The organism is Nitrosomonas cryotolerans ATCC 49181, assembly GCF_900143275.1.
Classification (GTDB): domain Bacteria; phylum Pseudomonadota; class Gammaproteobacteria; order Burkholderiales; family Nitrosomonadaceae; genus Nitrosomonas; species Nitrosomonas cryotolerans.
Genome location: NZ_FSRO01000001.1, coordinates 733,536 through 747,305 on the forward strand (window position 1 = coordinate 733,536; position 13,770 = coordinate 747,305).

General features: G+C 46.0%; 10 protein-coding genes. 5 read left to right on the forward strand and 5 right to left on the reverse strand.

What is annotated here, in order from left to right:
• Nucleotides 1-96 precede the first annotated feature (96 nt).
• Nucleotides 97-2,097: a squalene--hopene cyclase gene (gene shc, locus BUQ89_RS03230; RefSeq protein ID WP_143071220.1), complete on the forward strand. Its 2,001-nt coding sequence runs from the start codon at nucleotides 97-99 to the stop codon at nucleotides 2,095-2,097.
• 5 nt (nucleotides 2,098-2,102) lie between these two features.
• Entirely contained in the window at nucleotides 2,103-2,810 is a 708-nt protein-coding gene (locus BUQ89_RS03235; protein ID WP_245812880.1) for a phosphorylase family protein, read from the forward strand.
• A 69-nt stretch (nucleotides 2,811-2,879) separates the two neighbouring features.
• Here BUQ89_RS03235 and BUQ89_RS03240 read toward each other — a convergent pair whose 3' ends face one another.
• Entirely contained in the window at nucleotides 2,880-4,652 is a 1,773-nt protein-coding gene (locus BUQ89_RS03240) for an ABC transporter transmembrane domain-containing protein (protein ID WP_028461043.1), read from the reverse strand.
• Nucleotides 4,653-4,753: 101 nt separating this feature from the next.
• Nucleotides 4,754-5,035: a peptidylprolyl isomerase gene (locus tag BUQ89_RS03245; protein WP_028461042.1), complete on the reverse strand. Its 282-nt coding sequence runs from the start codon at nucleotides 5,033-5,035 to the stop codon at nucleotides 4,754-4,756.
• A gap of 334 nt (nucleotides 5,036-5,369) precedes the next feature.
• Here BUQ89_RS03245 and BUQ89_RS03250 point away from each other — a divergent pair, with 334 nt between their 5' ends.
• The 3 genes from BUQ89_RS03250 to BUQ89_RS03260 are packed head-to-tail and all read left to right on the forward strand — an operon-like array spanning nucleotide 5,370 to nucleotide 9,714.
• The gene (locus tag BUQ89_RS03250) at nucleotides 5,370-6,035 is read left to right on the forward strand and encodes an ABC transporter ATP-binding protein (RefSeq protein WP_036572760.1); all 666 of its coding nucleotides are present in this window, start codon (nucleotides 5,370-5,372) and stop codon (nucleotides 6,033-6,035) included.
• A gap of 5 nt (nucleotides 6,036-6,040) precedes the next feature.
• A complete protein-coding gene (locus BUQ89_RS03255; RefSeq protein ID WP_342742958.1) occupies nucleotides 6,041-8,581 on the forward strand; it encodes an FtsX-like permease family protein in 2,541 nt (846 codons plus the stop codon).
• Nucleotides 8,581-9,714: a lipocalin-like domain-containing protein gene (locus tag BUQ89_RS03260; RefSeq protein ID WP_083399506.1), complete on the forward strand. Its 1,134-nt coding sequence runs from the start codon at nucleotides 8,581-8,583 to the stop codon at nucleotides 9,712-9,714. Before BUQ89_RS03255 ends, BUQ89_RS03260 begins: the two co-directional genes overlap by 1 nt.
• A gap of 10 nt (nucleotides 9,715-9,724) precedes the next feature.
• Here BUQ89_RS03260 and BUQ89_RS03265 read toward each other — a convergent pair whose 3' ends face one another.
• From BUQ89_RS03265 to BUQ89_RS03275, 3 genes are all read right to left on the reverse strand, one after another.
• Nucleotides 9,725-11,305 carry a glycerol-3-phosphate dehydrogenase/oxidase gene (locus BUQ89_RS03265; protein WP_028461039.1) on the reverse strand — a complete coding sequence of 527 codons (1,581 nt, stop codon included), beginning with the start codon at nucleotides 11,303-11,305 and terminating at the stop codon, nucleotides 9,725-9,727.
• Nucleotides 11,302-12,045 (reverse strand): glycerophosphodiester phosphodiesterase, encoded by a 744-nt coding sequence (locus tag BUQ89_RS03270; protein ID WP_028461038.1) that lies wholly within the window; start codon nucleotides 12,043-12,045, stop codon nucleotides 11,302-11,304. Before BUQ89_RS03270 ends, BUQ89_RS03265 begins: the two co-directional genes overlap by 4 nt.
• A 239-nt stretch (nucleotides 12,046-12,284) precedes the next feature.
• Nucleotides 12,285-13,442 carry an ankyrin repeat domain-containing protein gene (locus BUQ89_RS03275; RefSeq protein ID WP_028461037.1) on the reverse strand — a complete coding sequence of 386 codons (1,158 nt, stop codon included), beginning with the start codon at nucleotides 13,440-13,442 and terminating at the stop codon, nucleotides 12,285-12,287.
• Nucleotides 13,443-13,770 lie beyond the last annotated feature (328 nt).

Genomic DNA, 13,770 nt, shown 5'->3' on the forward strand with positions numbered 1-13,770 from the left:
AGCTAAAATACGTGTAGGTCTAATTTTAACCTGATCGTTGAATTTGTGCTCATTGGCAAAAAATTTTGTAACAGAATATGGTGGGGGAAAAAATAAATGAGAGTGTTTCATAGAATATCTAAGCTGTTGCGGCAACATATTAATTTTGTGCGTACGAATGAAGTCACTTTTTCTCCAGCAACCCCTGACTTGAATCAAGATGTAATTAACGCAACAGAGCTGGAAAAGAAATTTACTGCGGCACGTGAGACTGTACTTTCTTTACAGCATAAAGATGGCCATTGGTGTTTCCCGCTCGAGGCAGACTGCACAATTCCTGCTGAATATATATTAATGATGCACTTTATGGATGAAGTGGACGTTGATCTGGAGATTAAACTCGCGCGATTTATCCGCGCTCAACAAGATCTAAAACATGGCGGTTGGCCACTTTATTATGGTGGACACTTAGACTTGAGCTGCACAGTCAAAGCCTATTATGCGCTTAAATTGGCTGGTGATTCGCCGGATACGGCACATATGGCGCGTGCGCGCGCAGCAGTGCTGGAACAAGGAGGCGCCGCACGTGCCAATGTTTTTACAAGAATAGTGCTTGCTATGTATGATCAGATACCGTGGAGAGGTATACCTGTTGTTCCGGCAGAATTGATTTTGCTGCCCCGCTGGTTTCCCTTTCATTTGAGTAAAGTCTCGTATTGGTCGCGTGCTGTCATGGTGCCATTATCCATTTTATGTACTTTGAAAGCGCGTGCTGCTAATCCGCGCCGGGTACAGATTCGCGAATTATTTACCGTAGCGCCAGAGGATGAACAGCATTATTTTCCACCGGCACTGACCCGCCTTAATCGCTTATTCATGTTGATAGAAAGGGTTATTTCACGACTGGAACCACTTTTTCCTCAATCTTTACGTCGCTTTGCGGTGCGTCGCGCCGAACGCTGGATAATTGAACGCCTTAATGGTGAGTGTGGCCTGGGGGCGATTTTTCCTGCCATGGTGAATGCGCATGAAGCGCTGGCATTACTGGGATACGCTTATGATCACCCTTATCGAGAGCAATGTCGAAAGGCATTACAGGGATTACTGGTAGATGAAGGCGAACATATGTGGTGTCAGCCTTGTACGTCGCCTGTATGGGATACTGTGCTGACCTGTCTTGCATTGCAGGAAGATCAAGGTATCGATCAACAACCGGTTCGAGAGGCGCTTGATTGGCTAGTAATGCAACAGATCCTGGAGGAACCGGGAGACTGGCGTGACAGTTGTCCCCAATTGTTAGGTGGCGGCTGGGCATTTCAATATGCTAATCCGCATTATCCAGATCTTGATGATACCGCCGCAGTAGCTTGGGCATTGCATCAGGGGAATTCTTCTACACATCATCAGAGCCTGGCGCGCGCAGCAAACTGGCTTGCTGGCATGCAGTCCGGCGATGGTGGTTTCGCAGCTTTTGACATAGATAACACCTGTCACTATCTTAATGAAATTCCTTTTGCAGATCACGGTGCCTTAATTGATCCGCCTACCAGCGATGTGACGGCGCGCTGTGTTGGTCTACTGGCTAAATATGGCGAATCTCGCCATCAGGATGCTGTGCAAAATGGCATGGCGTTTTTATTTCGGGAACAGGAGTCGAATGGTGCTTGGTTTGGGCGCTGGGGCACTAATTATATTTATGGTACCTGGTCGGTATTGGAAGCTTTCCGACTGGCAAAATTGGATACAGAGCATACTGCCATCCGTCGTGCAGTACAATGGCTGCTATCCGTGCAACGTGAAGATGGCGGATGGGGAGAAAGTAATGATACTTATTTTAAGCCGGCACAGGCGGGTCAGTTTGAAACGAGTACTTCTTTTCAGACTGCCTGGGCGCTGCTTGGCTTGATGGCTGCGGGAGAGGTGGATAGTCGGCCCGTACGGAATGGCATCAATTATTTGTTACGCAGTCAATCCAGTGACGGTTTATGGGAGGAGCCCTGGTTTACGGCACCGGGTTTTCCACGTGTTTTCTATTTGAAGTACCATGGATACTCAAAATATTTTCCATTATGGGCTTTGGCACGATATCGTGCATTGCTCAGAGAGCACACTGCGTGAGCGTCGTGGGTATCGTTATAGCACTGAGGGCAGAGGCAAATTGCCTGACTTCTACTCGCCTGCCTTACAATGAGATAGCCTGTCTGGGGAACGATACTCTGGTATGGCTTTGTGGAATGGGAGATCATGCGGCTCGGACGGCCGCGAAGGGGTTGCAGGCAAATGGTGCGACTGCTTTGATTAGCTTTGGTGTTGCCGGTGCGCTGGATTCAAGTTTGCGCTCGGGTGATTTAGTGTTACCTGGGGCAATACATACTAGTGAAAAAGTTTATCCGGTGGCGCTGGATTGGCGTGATCGACTACAGCTGCTGTTACCCTCTCATTTATCGATTGCAAATGGCATATTAGCGACAAGCCTCGTGACGTTAACTTCGGAAGCGGCAAAGCGTGAATTAGCAACAGCTACTGGTGCTTGTGCAGTCGATATGGAGAGTGGCGCGATTGCGGAGACCGCAGCAAATGCGGACATACCATTCCTGGCCATCCGTGCCATTATTGACTCCATTGAATTTTCACCACCGCCTGCATTGAATCATGCCGTATATCCTGATGGCAGTGTGAATTTATTTGACTTGCTAAAGTTGTTATGGAGACGATCAGTGAATTTACATACCTTATTCCAGTTAGCGATAGGGATGCGGGCAGCCTGTCATACTTTATCGACTGTAGCTCGATATACGCATATGCAATTAGGCCGTACCGCTGATAAATAAATTATCGTCATATCGATATTGCTCGTAATGCCGATATGTGGACAGGATGAAAGGATACCAGTAGAAAATTTACAGCGGCTGAGTTGACTGGAACTGTAACGTGGCCAAATGAGAATATAGTTTACTGGACTTCATCAACTCGGTGTGCGTGCCCAGTGCTTCCAAACGTCCTTGATCAAGCACAGCGATTCGATCAGCTGATTTTACGGTAGCCAGACGATGTGCGATAACCAATGTAGTGCGATTGACCATTAATTTTGTCAGCGCTTGCTGTACCCAGAATTCACTTTGTGAATCTAATGCACTGGTGGCTTCATCCAACAATAAAATAGGCGCATCGGCTAATACTGCCCGTGCTATTGCCAGGCGCTGCTTTTGACCACCCGATAAACCGAGCCCGGCATCACCTAGATGTGTCTGATAGGCATGTGGTAATTTACAGATAAATTCATGTGCGTATGCCGCTTTAGCGGCTGCTTCAACATCTGCATCGGGCGCATCGGGTCGTGCATATCGAATATTATCACTAATAGTGCCATAAAATAAGGCTGGATTCTGAGAAACGAGAGCGAAGCAGCGTCTCAAGGCAAACAAATCGAGTTGTTGAATATTAATTTCTTCCAGTTTGATGCAACCGGATTGGCAATCGAAGAAGCGTAATAATAAATCGAACAGGGTTGACTTGCCTGCGCCCGAAGGACCAACTAATGCTAAGGTTTCTCCTGCCTGAATATTTAATGTCAAATGGTTGATGGTTAATACATCAGGACGAGACGGATAAGCAAAACAAAGCTGTTCGATTTTGATACTGCCTGTTATAGGCGGTAGTGGATGCATGTGAAGGGGAGATTGTATCTGGTTGGGCGCATTTAATAATTCCATGGTGCGCTCAGCGGCACCTGTAGCTCGCTGTAGTTCGCCAACCACTTCTGAAATGGAGGCTACGGCAGAGCCGACAATGACACTGTAGAATACAAAAGCAGCCAATTCACCACCGCTGATACGACCTTCAATAACATCGATTCCTCCCACCCAAAGCATGATACCAACGGCACCTAATACCATAATAATGACCATGGTGACTAATAACGCACGTTGGGTGATGCGATGCTTTGCAACCGTAAAGGCTGCTTCTACATAATCATGAAATTTGGATTTATCAATTTCCTGATGATTATAGGCTTGCACGGTTTTAATCTGCCCGAGTACTTCTCCGACATAAGCGCCTACTATCGCAATTTTATCCTGACTTTGGCGGGATAAGCCACGCACCCGGCGGCCGAATACTAGAATAGGTGTGACTACCAATGGGATGCAAATAATGACAATCGCAGTTAATTTTGCATTAGTAATAAACAGCCAGATAACACCGCCAATCATCATGATCAGATTGCGTAAGGCAAACGAGACCGATGAGCCAACGACCGATTGCAGGAGGGTCATGTCAGCTGTCAGCCGCGACTGAATTTCAAGGCTGCGATTCTGTTCAAAGAATCCGGGATGTAAATGGATGAGATGATCGAATACTTTGCGGCGGATATCCGCAATGACACGCTCGCCTAGCCAGGTAACCCAGTAATAGCGAGAAAAGGTTCCGATAGCAAGGGCGATTACCAACAATAAAAATATGGAGACGTATTGCGTTAACAGCGCTCTTGATTGTGTCGCAAAACCCTGGTCAATAAGCAAGCGGATGCCTTGTCCAATGGATAAGGTGACAGCTGCAGTGAACAAGAGTGCGAGCAAACTATAAATGACTTGGTGTTTATAGGGGCGTATAAACGCTGCGGTCATCTTAATTGCTTGCCAACGGGCGCGCGTATCAGGTGGATTATTCGTCATGAAGGGATAACAATGGAGAATTCATGCAATAAAAAGGGGAGCTGATAAGCTCCCCTAAACGCTCACTCAGTTACAAACGGTTGTGCGGAGTATTCGTTTTTTTAATCTTGTCGTTCAGTCACTTCAAGAAGGTGGTAACCAAATTGGGTTTTAACGGGGCCTTGTACTTCCCCGATGGGTGCGCTGAAAACGACGGTATCGAATTCCTTGACCATTTGCCCGGGGCCAAATTCTCCCAGGTTGCCGCCCTGTTTACCTGATGGGCATAAAGAATGCTGTTGTGCTATTGCGTCAAATTCGGCACCGTTTTCGATCTCAGTTTTCAGGTTGTTGCATTGTTCTTCAGTTTTTACCAAAATATGACGTGCATTTGCTCGTGCCATGTTTTTCTCCAGATTGTTTTAAAACGTGTAACGCTTGAGTACTGCATTTAAGCGCAGACAGAAATTGTCCGTGAGGCTTAAAGAGGTCTACTCTGTGTACTATAGTAACCCAGACGGTCCATAGCATGCTATTCTTCGATAAGCTTTTTATTATAGAGATAGTCATTTTTGTTAATATAAAAATTGAGTTTCAAGGCGTGGCCGGGGGAGAATAACTTGATACAAGGTGTATTGGCAGATGCTAAGTGGTTATTATCACGGCCGGGTGATTCTGGGTGGTGTCGAGCAATACGGTCACCGGATTCCGCGTCATATTGTGTCATGGTTTCCAATGATGCTTGAGTTGCGCCATATTAATAAGGCTTATATAGATGGACGGCCAGTACTCTCTGATTTGTCTTATGCCCTGAATGCGGGTGAATATGTGGCAATCATGGGCGATTCGGGTGTTGGGAAGTCAACATTATTAAACCTGATTGCCGGATTAGATACACCTGATTCAGGAGAGATAGGTATTGACGGCACGATCATTTCATTGCTGGATGATGATGCGGCAACACAGTTACGACGTGAAAAATTTGGTTTTATCTTCCAGGCCTTTCATGTGCTGCCACATTTGACGCTGAATCAAAATATTGCCTTACCGCTGTTACTCAATGGAAATTCTATGGAACGTGTGGCATCCATGCTGGCGGCTGTTGGTCTAGATGACAGAGGAAACAGTTTTCCACATGAGCTGTCCGGAGGCGAATTACAACGTGTTGCCATTGCGCGCGCGCTCGTGCACCGTCCAAAATTAATTTTAGCTGATGAACCAACCGGTAATCTCGATCCGGATACCGCTCATGATATTCTTATGTTAATACGCGCCGAAATTAAGGCAAACGGGGCAGCGGGCATCATTGTTACTCACTCGCGTGCCGCTGCGGAGACTGCAGACCATGTGCTGACATTAACAAAGGATGGCTTGTATCCTATGGTTTTCAATCACGTCGGGTGAATAATGTGCGCTTGTCTTGCTGGCTGTTTGTTGCTGAATGGCGCACTCACCGCGTACAAGCGATGGTTGCAATTATTGCTATCGCACTGGGTGTCGCACTCGGATTTTCAATTCATCTGATTAATACAGCGGCTTTTAACGAATTTTCAGCAGCCGTCAGGAATCTGACTGGCCAGTCAGATCTACAGGTGCAGGGTAAACAAGCCATGTTTGATGAGTCACTTTACCCCACGCTGGCTACTTATACGGAGGTTGCGCTTGTAAACCCGGTATTGGAATTGGACGCTTTTCTGTTAACAGCATCACAAGACAAAAAAGATAATCGGTTGAAAGTACTGGGTATTGATATGCTGCGTGCAGCCAGGATTTCACCGGATCTAATTGGAATGCCCGCCGAAGATCGGCCACTGGATGGGCTGGCCGATGATGCTATTTTTTTGTCGCCTGCTGCAATGGAATGGCTACAGGTTAGGCAGGGAGAGACGCTAGCAGTACGTGTAGGGACACAGATCGTTACTCTGCGAATTGCGGGTGGTTTGGTGCGTGCCCGTGCGGGACAACGTATTGCGGTGATGGATATTGGTGCGGCGCAGTGGCACTTTAGACATGTTGGATTATTATCGCGTGTTGAATTGAAATTACGGCCGGGTATTAATCGCGATGCATTCAAAGCAGCTTTAGCCGAAGAGCTTGGCGAGCGATATTTTGTTACCGAGGTAGCTGATCAGGAGATGCGTATCGCTAATATGTCGCGCGCTTATCGCGTCAATTTAAATATGCTGGCGCTGGTTGCACTGTTTACTGGTGCATTTCTAGTGTTTTCAACACAGGTATTATCAATAACCCGGCGGCGTCATCAGTTTGCATTGTTACGTGTGCTGGGGTTGACACGTTCGCAATTATTGCGACAGATTTTGTTGGAAGGCGCTACTTTGGGCGTCATTGGATCATTGCTGGGTTTAATGCTGGGATATGCGATTGCGATTATAGCCTTGCATTTCTTTGGCGGTGATTTGGGAGGGGGATTTTTTCCAGGAATAAAACCGAGTGTTCATTTTAGTCCATTGGCTACGAGCCTGTTCTTTATTATCGGATTAAGCGTTACCTTGCTGGGCAGTGTTGTGCCGGCCTGGGAGGCAGCACACGCTAAGCCAGCCACGGCGCTCAAATCAGGCAGTGAAGATATGGCGGTTTTGAGGTGGACAACTCCCTGGCCGGCCATTGTCTGTTTGTGTTCAGCAATCTTGTTGGCGCAGCTTCCCCCGGTCTTCGAGTTGCCTGTTTTTGGTTACCTTGCGATTGCACTGGTTTTGATTGGTGGCATTGCATTGATGCCTGTATTTTCAGCTTTTGTCTTTTCCTTTCTGCTGAAAAGAATGAAATGGCCTATTACTAATGCCGTGTTGACATTAGCCCTCGCACGATTAGCTAACACACCTAACCAGGCATCGATTGCGCTGGGTGGGGTACTGGCAAGTTTCAGTCTGATGGTGGCGATGGCGATTATGGTAACCAGTTTTAGAATATCTGTTGATGACTGGCTACTGGATGTGTTGCCTGCCGATCTTTATGTACAGGCTGCTTCAAGTGGCGGTCAGGGTGGTTTCCAGCTGGATGAGCAAAAGATAATAGCGACAGTACCTGGTATTACGCGTATTGATTTTTTACGTGTCTTGCGACTAGTGATTGATCCTGAGAGGCCGGCTATTACGCTGATTGCCCGTCCTATAGATCTGAGCCATGTCGGCAATACACTACCAATAATCGATGAAATACCGATGTCTGCCTTGCTGCAGGAAGGTGTTAAGCCTATTTGGGTATCGGAAGCAATGGTTGATTTGTACGGTTATACCATGGGTAAACGTATTACCTTGCCGATAGGCACGACTGCGTCTGAGTTTCTTATTGCCGGGATATGGCGCGATTATGGTCGTCAATTTGGAGCTGTACAGATGCAGCTGGCAGACTATCAGGCATTATCGGCAGATTATAGTATTAATACGGCTGTCTTGTGGTTGCAAGCTGGAATAAGTTCAGAGCAGGCCAGTACAGCGTTACAACGTTTGCCATTTGGCGACACGCTAGAGATATCGGCATCAAGCGAAATGCGCGCGTTAAGTCTGGAAATCTTTGATCGCAGTTTTGCGGTCACTTATCTACTGGAAATAGTTGCTGTGATTATTGGATTACTTGGCGTCGCCGCCAGTTTCTCAGCGCAGGCATTGGCGCGTACCAAAGAGTTCGGTATGTTGCGTCATATTGGCGTAACGCGCCGTCAGGTATTTACCTTGCTGATTACGGAAGGTGGCTTGCTGACAGCACTTGGAATTATGCTGGGCTTTGTAATTGGCTGGGGTATTAGTCTGATTCTTGTTTTTGTTGTGAATCCACAATCATTCCACTGGACCATGCAGTTGCATCTGCCATGGATCTGGCTAACGATTGTAGCCGGGGTCATGCTGCTATCTGCCGCATTGACCGCATTGATAGCAGGCCGTCGTGCAGTGTCTGTGAATGTAGTGCGTGCGGTGCGGGAGGATTGGTGATGCCGATTCTTAAATATATTCAATATGAGTGGTTCAAGCAAAAATATCGATCCACCCGTTTTATGCAAGTATTTGCATGCTCAGTGGTTCTATTTGCTACAGTTGTTCTTGCCGATTCGCCCCGGTTTTCACCTGTAACACCTGATTATGTCCTGACTTTTCCACATGATTATGGCGCTCATCCGGATTTCCGTATCGAGTGGTGGTATGTAACTGGCTGGCTGGAAACTGTGGATAAAGAACCATTGGGTTTTCAGATTACTTTTTTTCGCTCTGCAACCGGTCATAATCCGGATAATCCAAGTCGTTTTGCGCCCAAGCAATTGATTATTGCACACATGGCACTATCTGATCCGGATAAGGGAAAAGTGCTGTATGAGCAAAGAAGTGCACGGGAAGGTTTCGAGCTGAGCTATGCCAGATTAGGCAATACCGATATAAAGCTGGATGACTGGCGTTTTGTACGCGAAATCGACGGCGGTTATCAGGTGAATATGCAGGCAGCTGATTTTAGCCTGGATTTATCATTGGCCCCGACGCAAGCTATGATACTGCAGGGAGATAAGGGTTTTTCGCGCAAGGGTCCGACCCTGGCGCAGGCCAGTTATTACTATAGCGAGCCACATTTAAATGTGGCAGGTACAATTTTTCATCATAATCAACCCGTGACTGTCAGTGGCCGTGCCTGGCTTGACCACGAATGGTCCTCCGAATTGCTGGATGCTGAAGCTGTGGGGTGGGACTGGGTAGGCGCTAATCTTGCTGATGGTTCGGCCTTCATGGCATTTCAGATTCGTCACAAGAATGGGACTCAATTATGGGCACAGGCTATATTGCGTGATGCATCGGGTCATGTCACACAATTTAAGCCGGAGCAAATAGAGTTTGTGCCCGTACGTACTTGGCGGTCACCGTATACAGAGGCTATCTATCCCGTGGTCATGCGGGTTCATACAGATACAGCTGAATGGTTACTCACACCCCTATTGGATGATCAGGAACTGGATTCGCGGCAGTCTATCGGCGCAGCTTATTGGGAGGGTGCGGTGACGCTGACACGAGATGGACAATTCGCTGGGCAGGGCTATCTTGAGCTAACAGGATATGCTGATTCACTGAATTTAAATAGATAATATGCTGAGTCTATTCGTTGTAAAGAGGATATTGACGACAATTTTCAATTTCCTGGCTGATGACTGTTTCGTCCCAGTCCAGGATATCGGTAAGCTTGGCGGTGATCTGACGTAAATGATCTTCAGTCAGCTGCGTTAGAATCATCAAAGGTAAACGGCGCCGCAGCAGATCATCCAGATGTACCACCATTTCATGGCGGGCACAATATTGAAGATCGGCTAAAATCAATGGTAACGATGGGATGATGCGTGCAGCCAACTCCGGTTTGCTTTCAATGCTGAGATAGATTTCTTTTACTCGCTTGCCATGACGACGTATCAGCCATTTTGTACTTTCTGCGTCAATATTTAACTTAATTGCCTGTGCCTGCATGGCAGATAGCCATTCAGTGTAATTTTCTGCGGGTGCCCAGGGAAATGGTCGATTCTGAGTTGCACATGTCGTTTTGATACCCAATTGAGCACACACTGTGTCGACAATATGAGCTGCGTCTTGTCGTGCTGAGGTTATTTTCCCACCAATGGAATAATGTACGCCATTGTTCGTGGTTTTTAATTCCCAATCTCGACTGACAGCAGATGGCATGGATTGTGAACTTTGTTTTAACACACGCACACCGGCAAAGCTGCTAATGATATCTGTTTCTGTCCAGGCTGCTTTAAGGTAGCTATTGGCTGCGGCAAGTAGATAAGAAACATCTTCTGCTTCAATATTGATTTGTGCCGGATCACCCCGATAGTCTGTATCCGTGGTACCAAGTAGGGTGAAGCCATACCAGGGCATCATAAAGAACACTCTGCCATCGGATTTTGCTGTCAGTAGCAATGCCTCATCCTTGAGTACAGCAGGCATGACCAGGTGTATTCCCTTGGCCAGACGACACCAGTCCTGACTTGTTGTGACCGTTGATATCCATTGACCAATGGTTTGGACAATCTGTTTGGCATGGATTTTCTGTATAGTATTGCTTATCTGGTCCTGGATTTGTGCGCCATAGGCACGACCTTCTGCTTCCATTAATTCAATTACTTTACAGTAATTTACACAGACCGCGCCGGCATCCATAGCGCCTGCAATCAATTCAAGCACTAAGCGGGCATCATCAGTTTGTGCATCGGTATAAACAAAACCACCTTTCAGCATGGATTCATTCAGTATCGGAAAATGTGTAGCAAAATGGGGGGAATCGAAGTGACGATGGCGCATCGCAGGGGTACTTTCTGCCGCAAAAAAATCATATAGCATCAAACCCAGTTTCAGTCGCAGCATACCAACACGACTATCGGCGTATACGGGAACCCCGAAGCGTAAGGGCCATACGCGGTGAGGCGCCATTTTTAGTAACATCTGGCGTTCAGCCAGTGATTTTTTGACTAGCTTAAAATCATAGGATTCCAGATAACGTAAGCCACCATGAATTAACTTGCTGGAAGCAGAAGAAGTTGTGCTGGCCCAGTCACCCTGTTCAACAATGGCCACTTTCAAGCCACGTAAGGCAGCATCATAAGCTGTCCAAGCGCCATAAATACCCCCACCGCAGACTAAGAGATCAAATGGTTGATTCTGCAGTAATGGAAGGTGTCTTTTCATGTATCACGTATCTTTAATGCATGATGCGGTAAATCACTGATCAGGATATCCACGCCGAATTTAAGTGCCTTGTTTATTTCTTCATCGCTGTTACAGGTATAAACAGCGATAGATTTACTCTGTTTACGCAATAAATCAACCATGGCATTATCTAGAGTTTCAATCGGCAAGCAGAATCCGTAGAGAAAAGGTTGATTGATCAGTACCTGCTGTACTTCAGTAACGGTTTGTTCAGCTTCAAGGTTATAAACTAAGGGAAATCCGGGTCTGTAGCGCTGTGCATATATGAGGCTGGTGAGATTAAAAGAAGAAATAATGATGGGTTGATCACTGACCGACCCAATCATATTCATTGTTTGCCGGATTTTTATTTCATGTCGGGAAACGGCTTCCCATGGATTGTTTTTAATTTCGATGAGCAGGCGACAATGTTTGCGATAAGTGTCGAGAAATGACTGCAAACTCATGATGCCTGCATGGCTCGAATCTTGCATTAGGCCCAGGGATTTTAGCTGGTCATAATTAAAATCATCAATACGTTTCCCAGCAAGTCCAACCTTGTCAAGAAAGTGATCATGCCAGAGTACGGTAATCTCATCGCGGGTAAGTTGTACGTCTGTTTCTATTCCGTCCGCTGCATATTCCAGTGCTTTGTCAAAAGCAAGCCGCGTATTTTCCATTGCATCCTGGCTGGCACCGCGGTGAGCAAATATCAGGCAATCTGTAGTTTGTTTTGGCATGTGTCTCCAGATTCAGGAATGATTATATGGTTCGCTTTTTGTTCTGAGGCTTTCCCATAAGAATAGAGAGTATTGATCTGTTTATGTCATGAGCTATTCTAAATCTGTCTGGCTATATAATAACGGATACTTGTCAGCATAGAGCAAATAAAAATATCAGCACATTGCATTCTTTGAGTCAGTCATAGTAACAGCACCCTGTAATGATATTCCGCCGGATAGGTCATAAAAATAATCAGTTACTCAGTGATAGCGGCCTTGAGTAGTTCTATGATGGCCGGTTCTTTTGCGATATCCAATGCAGTTTTTCCACTTTTGCTTTCCAAGCCTGGGCGAGCACCTTTTGTCAACAATATTTTGACAGCATCAGCATGGCCATGCAAGGCAGCCCACATCAATGGTGTGACACCATCTTCATTTTGTAGATCAATATCAGCGCCTTTAGCCAATAACGCTTCAATAATCGCAGTATGTCCACTTTGGGCAGCCAATATTAAAGGAGTAAAACCATTCTGGGCCTTTAAATCAACGTTGGCTCCCTTTTCTAACAGGGCCTTTACAATGTCGGTATGACCATGCAGCGCAGCTATCGTGAGCGGGGTTGCATTATTCTTGTCCCGCGGGTCTACTTTAGCCCCCTTTGCTAGTAATGCCTGTACAACGGCCGTATAACCCCCTTGAGTCGCCATATACAGTGGGGTGGTCTCATTGATGGCTTTCAGGTCGAGTGGTGCTCCCTTTGCCAATAACGCCTCAACAATAGCCGTATGGCCATTCTGAGAAGCCATATACAGAGCTGTAGTCTGATCTTTTGCTTGTAAATCAATCTGAGCATTTTTCGCTAGTAACTGTTCTACGATAGCGGCATGACCTTCTAATGCAGCGACCATTAATGCGGTAAGGTTATCCTTGGTGTATAGATCAACCTGAGCATCCTTTTTCAGCAGTATTTCGACAATTTCTTCATGGCCTTCCTTGGAGGCGATCAGGAGTGCGGAAATGCCATCTTCGGTCTGTAGATCGATTTGAGCATCGTGTGCCAGCAATAGGTTAACAACGGGCGCATGGCCATTTTTGGCAGCCACAATTAAAGCAGTCGTTCCCCCCTTATTTTTCAGATCCGGTTTGGCCTTTTTTTCCAATAATGTTTTGACAGTAGCCGTGTGGCCATTTTGTGCCGCCACAATTAGTGCGGTGAAACCATTTTCATCCTGTATGTCAGGATTGATCCCTTTTGTTAATAATGCCTCGACAGCTGCAGTTTTTCCAGAGAAAGCTGACTTGAAAAGCTCCACCTCGTCATTACTTTCAGAAGCATGTGCTGATACGACTATGGTTATTCCAACTAATAATAAAAATGTACGTGTGAAGTTTATGAAATTCTTTATATGATTCATTATGACACCTATATCTAACATCATTTAATAATCAACTCACCGCGGTATGACATGGGCGTGTCAATTCTGTTTTATAATATTTAAAAGGAATGGATTCGGTTAAGATTTAATCTGGAATCATTTCTCTGGGATCTATTTTAACTCAGAAATCTGAGCAAGTTGGGTGCGTGAGTATTTTTGGGATATGTTGCAATACTCTTTTGTGTCCTAATAAAATCAGTGAGATCATCCGGATTCCATGCAATTTATTGATTTTTATATGATTGCTGTAATCGCCATTTGATCTGATAGTCAGCCGCCGATTTTTTTGAGGTTTTATAAGACGCGA

What these genes read in the sequence shown, in the direction of transcription:
- shc (WP_143071220.1), top strand. Translation starts at nt 97, where the DNA reads ATGAGAGTGTTTCATAGAATATCTAAGCTGTTGCGGCAACATATTAAT.
- BUQ89_RS03240 (WP_028461043.1), bottom strand. Translation starts at nt 4,652, where the DNA reads ATGACGAATAATCCACCTGATACGCGCGCCCGTTGGCAAGCAATTAAG.
- BUQ89_RS03245 (WP_028461042.1), bottom strand. Translation starts at nt 5,035, where the DNA reads ATGGCACGAGCAAATGCACGTCATATTTTGGTAAAAACTGAAGAACAA.
- BUQ89_RS03250 (WP_036572760.1), top strand. Translation starts at nt 5,370, where the DNA reads ATGCTTGAGTTGCGCCATATTAATAAGGCTTATATAGATGGACGGCCA.
- BUQ89_RS03260 (WP_083399506.1), top strand. Translation starts at nt 8,581, where the DNA reads ATGCCGATTCTTAAATATATTCAATATGAGTGGTTCAAGCAAAAATAT.
- BUQ89_RS03265 (WP_028461039.1), bottom strand. Translation starts at nt 11,305, where the DNA reads ATGAAAAGACACCTTCCATTACTGCAGAATCAACCATTTGATCTCTTA.
- BUQ89_RS03270 (WP_028461038.1), bottom strand. Translation starts at nt 12,045, where the DNA reads ATGCCAAAACAAACTACAGATTGCCTGATATTTGCTCACCGCGGTGCC.
- BUQ89_RS03275 (WP_028461037.1), bottom strand. Translation starts at nt 13,442, where the DNA reads ATGAATCATATAAAGAATTTCATAAACTTCACACGTACATTTTTATTA.